Raw genomic sequence first — 4489 nt, 5'->3', positions numbered from 1 at the left:
TACGTCAAGAATGGCAACAAAGAGAACAATAAATTGTTGAAATTATATGAAAATTGAAACAATTTTAGAACCGCTAAATCGGATTTTTTTAGATTCTGCTCCGATTATTTATTATGTTGAGAGCAATCCTAATTATTTTTTAATTATAGATGAGGTATTCAATTATATTGAGTCCCATTCAATCACTGTTATCACTTCTCCCATTACTTTAGCAGAATGTTTAATTTTACCAACCCGTCAAAAAAATCTCTCTGGGCAACAACAATTTATTAACATTCTAACCTCTCAAGACACAATTAATGAGAGTGGATATTAATTCAGAGATTGCTCTTATTGCTGCTGACATTCCGGCTAGATATAATTTTAAATTACCCGATGCCTTACAAATTGCCACAGCGATTCATTCTAATTGTGATGCTTTTTTAACCAATGATTTACAATTCAAAAAAGTCAGTGAGTTATCAATTTTAGTAATCAGTGAATTAACATTATGATACTATTTATATTTTTACCACTCTAACTAAATTATCAATGCCACACTTAATTCGCAAATTTTTCATAACAATTCTTTTATGCTCTTTATTTTGTCTGAGCAACCCATCAAATGTAATGGCTGCCACTCAACCACAAAATATTACCCCCTCCCAACTAGAAGAATTAGACAATCTATTTAATCAAGCCTTAGACGCCAGTAATAACGGTGACTTTACCAACGCCGAACAATTATGGACTCAAATCCTAGAACAATATCCCGATAACCCTGCTATCTGGAGCAACAGAGGTAATATCAGACTCAGCCAAAACAAAATAGAAGAAGCTATTTCCGATTATGAAAAAGCAATAGAAATTGTACCCTTAGCACCAGACCCATATCTAAATCGTGGTATAGCTTATGAAAGACTCCAAAAATGGTCAGAAGCGATCGCTGATTATAACCAAGTTATAGAATTAGACCCAACAGATCCAGTTGCCTACAATAACCGTGGCAATGCAGAAGCAGGATTAGGAGAATGGGAAAAAGCGACTGAAGATTATAAAAAAGCTTCTGAATTAGCTCCCGAATATGCTTTTGCTCGTGCCAATTATTCTCTAGCTCTTTACCAAATTGGAGAAACTCAAAAAGCAATAAAAACCATAAAAGGTCTCGTTCGTAAATATCCTAACTTTGCTGATATGCGGGCAGCTTTAACAGCTTGTCTCTGGGAACAAGGCAAAAAAGGAGAAGCAGAAAGTAACTGGGTAGCTGCTGTAGGATTAGACCCCCGGTATCAAGACCTTGATTGGGTCGCTAATATTCGTCGTTGGCCACCAACATTAGTTAATAGTTTGCAGAAATTTATCAAAATAGAATAATCATATCAGTAGGGGTTTGGAAACCAAACCCAGCGTTGGTGAACCGAGCTATAAAATAATTGCGAGGGTGTTATTAAGAAACCGGGTTTGTTAGAGAAAGATGTCAGTGTGTATCTGCATCTAATACAAACCCGGTTTCTAGGTTTCTAGAAAAATCATAGCCACCCATCACCAACATCAAATGTTTTTATAGTGAGCTACTCAAATGAAAATTGCTGTAAGTCTGACCAAGAATATACGTTACAACAATAATGAATGGGGGTTTGGAGACCAAACCCCTACGGATGAAACAAGAAGCTAAAGCAAGAATTTAACTTCTAAATTCTGAATTCTAAATTCTTATTGTTTGTGGCAACCATACAATGAATGGGGGTTTGGAGACCAAACCCCTACGGATGAAACAAAAAGCTAAAGCAAGAATTTAACTTCTAAATTCTAAATTATTATTGTGGCAACCAACCTGCACTCAGAAGCACAGTTAGACCCATAAACACCACAGATAAAGTCCAAGTAATTCGATTTAAAGTTATCTCTGCACTCTTAGTGCTGGTAAATAACTGAGCTTGTCCACCAATACCACCTATCCCATCACCTTTCGGGCTATGTAATAAGACAAATATAATAATACCAAGAGCGGATATAAACCAGATAATTTCCGCAAGTTGAACAACATTCATAATCTTCTGACTCGTTATTTAAACTTAAAAAAATCACTAATAATTAGTGTTGATAAACCTGATACCAATTCACTTTTAAAGATGTCACAAAATAGTTTCAAACATTAAGTGTGAAATAATTTCCTGAAACTAATGTCCCGTCAAAGTCTTAAATCTGTAAAATCTTACTTTTGACTTTTGACTTGATAATTTCCATGAAACGGTATTACAAACCAACCCGCATAGGAGTACGATTTTGTTTCAGATCGTACTCTGCCTGATCAATCATTGATTTTCCAGTCATTTCAGCAGGTTGAGGCAAATTGAGAATTTCCAAAATAGTTGGTGCTACATCTGCCAACCTTCCATCACTTCGTAGAGATGCGCTAGTCCCATGACCAGGAATTTTACGTCCCTCTCCTTCTATCAGTATAAATGGCACCGGATTTGTTGTGTGGGCTGTCCAAGGGTTGCCATGTTCATCCCACATATATTCAGCATTTCCATGGTCAGCAATAATAATCGCTGTGCCACCTGCTTTACTAATACTCTCTAAAAGTTTTCCTAGACAATTGTCAACTGTTTGAATCGCATTTACCGCAGCATCCATCACCCCAGTATGACCCACCATATCAGGGTTAGCATAGTTAATAACAATTAGAGAATAGATTTGCTTTTTCACTGCAGCGATCGCCACTTCTGTCACTTCTTCAGCAGACATTTCGGGCGCTTCATCATAATGAGCTACCATTGGACTTTGAACTAATTCTCGGTCTTCTCCCTCAAATGGTTGCTCGAAACCCCCATTAAAAAAGTAAGTTACATGAGCATACTTTTCAGTTTCCGCAGTCCGGAACTGACGCAGACCATTCTGAGAAATTACCTGTCCCAGAATATTATTCAAATTTTGAGGTTCAAAAGCCACAATAACTGGGAAACTAGAATCATACTGAGTGAAAGTTAAAAATGTCAATGGTTGAATTTGTTGACGCTCAAACCCATTAAAATCTGGATCTACAAAAGCTTGAGTTAATTGACGGGCACGATCTGGGCGAAAATTAAAGAAAATTATACCATCTCCAGGTTCTACAGCTCCAGGAGTTACTCTAATTGGGATGACAAACTCATCTGTTATACCTTCAGTATAAGACTTTTGTAGTAAATCAGAAGCAGAAAGACCAGTTCCATAACCATCTTTGGTCATTACCTCATAAGCTTTTTGAATTCTGTCCCATCGTTTATCCCGATCCATTGCATAATAGCGACCACTAACTGTAGCAATTCTGCCTACACCAATTTGATTAGTATGATATTCTATCTGTTTGAGTACCTGAACTCCTGATTTAGGATTTGTATCACGTCCATCAGTAATGGCATGGATACAGACATCAGAAATTCCTTTGGCCTTAGCCATATCCAGTAAACCTAATAAATGGTCTATATGGGAATGAACTCCTCCAGGGGAACATAAACCTACTAAGTGTAGTTTAGAATTACGCTCTATCACATCCTGGCAAATCTTTTTAATAGCTTGGTTTTCTGCTATTGAACCATCTTCTACTGCATCAGAAATTCTTACTAATTCCTGGGGAACAACTCGCCCCGCTCCAATATTTAAGTGACCAACTTCTGAGTTACCCATTTGACCTTCTGGCAAACCGACAGCTTTTCCAGAAGCTTGAATTAAAGTTTTGGGATAAGCTTGCCAAAGACTATCAATTATAGGTGTTTCACCCACAGTAATAGCATTTCCATCTTTGTCTTCTCGATAACCCCAACCATCTAGAATAATTAGTACAACCGGAGATATAGAACCATTTTTCATAATTTATTACCTTTTATGCCTCATCTCGGTTTTATAATGAATAGTCTCAAAATACTATACTTTAGTATTTTTTTCTTTATGATAAGTTGGATTGATTTTATTAAAATATAAGTTATATAATATCTTAATAAATAAAATTATAAAATTCACTTAAAATCATCCCTAGAATGGTTTTAAGTTGATGTTGAATATATAGAAAGGAGACTACCCCTAATTAGTCGGAAAGCAATCAAAAAATCTGTAGTGATATACTCCTAAACTGAAAGTTAATGTCAGTGTAGGCTTCTGTTGATCTTTACCTAATAAAAAATAAAATCTTATTATAGAGAGCCAGAATGGTTAATCTAGGTTGGTTATGACCGAAAACTTTCATTAAGGGTGAGCAACAGTCTAGATCCCTACTTCAGCAAACCTAAATAAGGATTTAACCTTGACTTAAGAAATAACTTCTAACCAGCATCAAATTCTGACTATTCCACCTTCCCTATCTATCATAGTTAACTTGAATTGATATTTAAGCTATTCATTCTGACTCAGAGACTCCTAGAAACAGCCTAACTATTTTTAACAAACATTGATAGTCCTTGGTATAACTAACACGTTCATTAATTGATAATTGATAATTGATAATTGATAATTGATAATTGATAATTGA

The 4489-nt window shown here is 35.7% G+C and carries 5 protein-coding genes; 3 read left to right on the top strand and 2 right to left on the bottom strand.

The annotated features are described in order from the left end of the window. Positions 1-46: 46 nt before the first annotated feature. From ACP6PK_RS25820 to ACP6PK_RS25810, 3 genes are read left to right on the top strand one after another with little or no spacing between them, the layout of a single operon-like run. Positions 47-316, top strand: coding sequence for a type II toxin-antitoxin system VapC family toxin (locus ACP6PK_RS25820; protein ID WP_426563881.1), 270 nt, complete (start codon positions 47-49; stop codon positions 314-316). After that, positions 306-494 carry a type II toxin-antitoxin system VapC family toxin gene (locus ACP6PK_RS25815; RefSeq protein ID WP_426563879.1) on the top strand — a complete coding sequence of 63 codons (189 nt, stop codon included), beginning with the start codon at positions 306-308 and terminating at the stop codon, positions 492-494. Before ACP6PK_RS25820 ends, ACP6PK_RS25815 begins: the two co-directional genes overlap by 11 nt. Positions 495-531: 37 nt before the next feature. Then, on the top strand, positions 532-1353 hold the full coding sequence (locus ACP6PK_RS25810; protein ID WP_426563877.1) for a tetratricopeptide repeat protein: 822 nt from the start codon (positions 532-534) through the stop codon (positions 1351-1353). 443 nt (positions 1354-1796) lie between these two features. On the opposite strand, the gene secG is transcribed toward ACP6PK_RS25810, so the two are convergent. After that, positions 1797-2030, bottom strand: a complete 234-nt coding sequence (gene secG, locus ACP6PK_RS25805; RefSeq protein WP_094671187.1) for a preprotein translocase subunit SecG — start codon at positions 2028-2030, stop codon at positions 1797-1799. A gap of 205 nt (positions 2031-2235) precedes the next feature. Further along, a complete protein-coding gene (gene gpmI / locus ACP6PK_RS25800; protein WP_426563875.1) occupies positions 2236-3834 on the bottom strand; it encodes a 2,3-bisphosphoglycerate-independent phosphoglycerate mutase in 1599 nt (532 codons plus the stop codon). Positions 3835-4489: the final 655 nt, after the last annotated feature.

It is taken from the genome of Dapis hubbardiae BLCC-M172 (genome assembly GCF_050016015.1).
GTDB lineage: Bacteria > Cyanobacteriota > Cyanobacteriia > Cyanobacteriales > Microcoleaceae > Trichodesmium.
The sequence above is the reverse complement of the archived record's forward strand: the minus strand, read 5'-3'. Positions and strand labels throughout refer to the sequence as shown.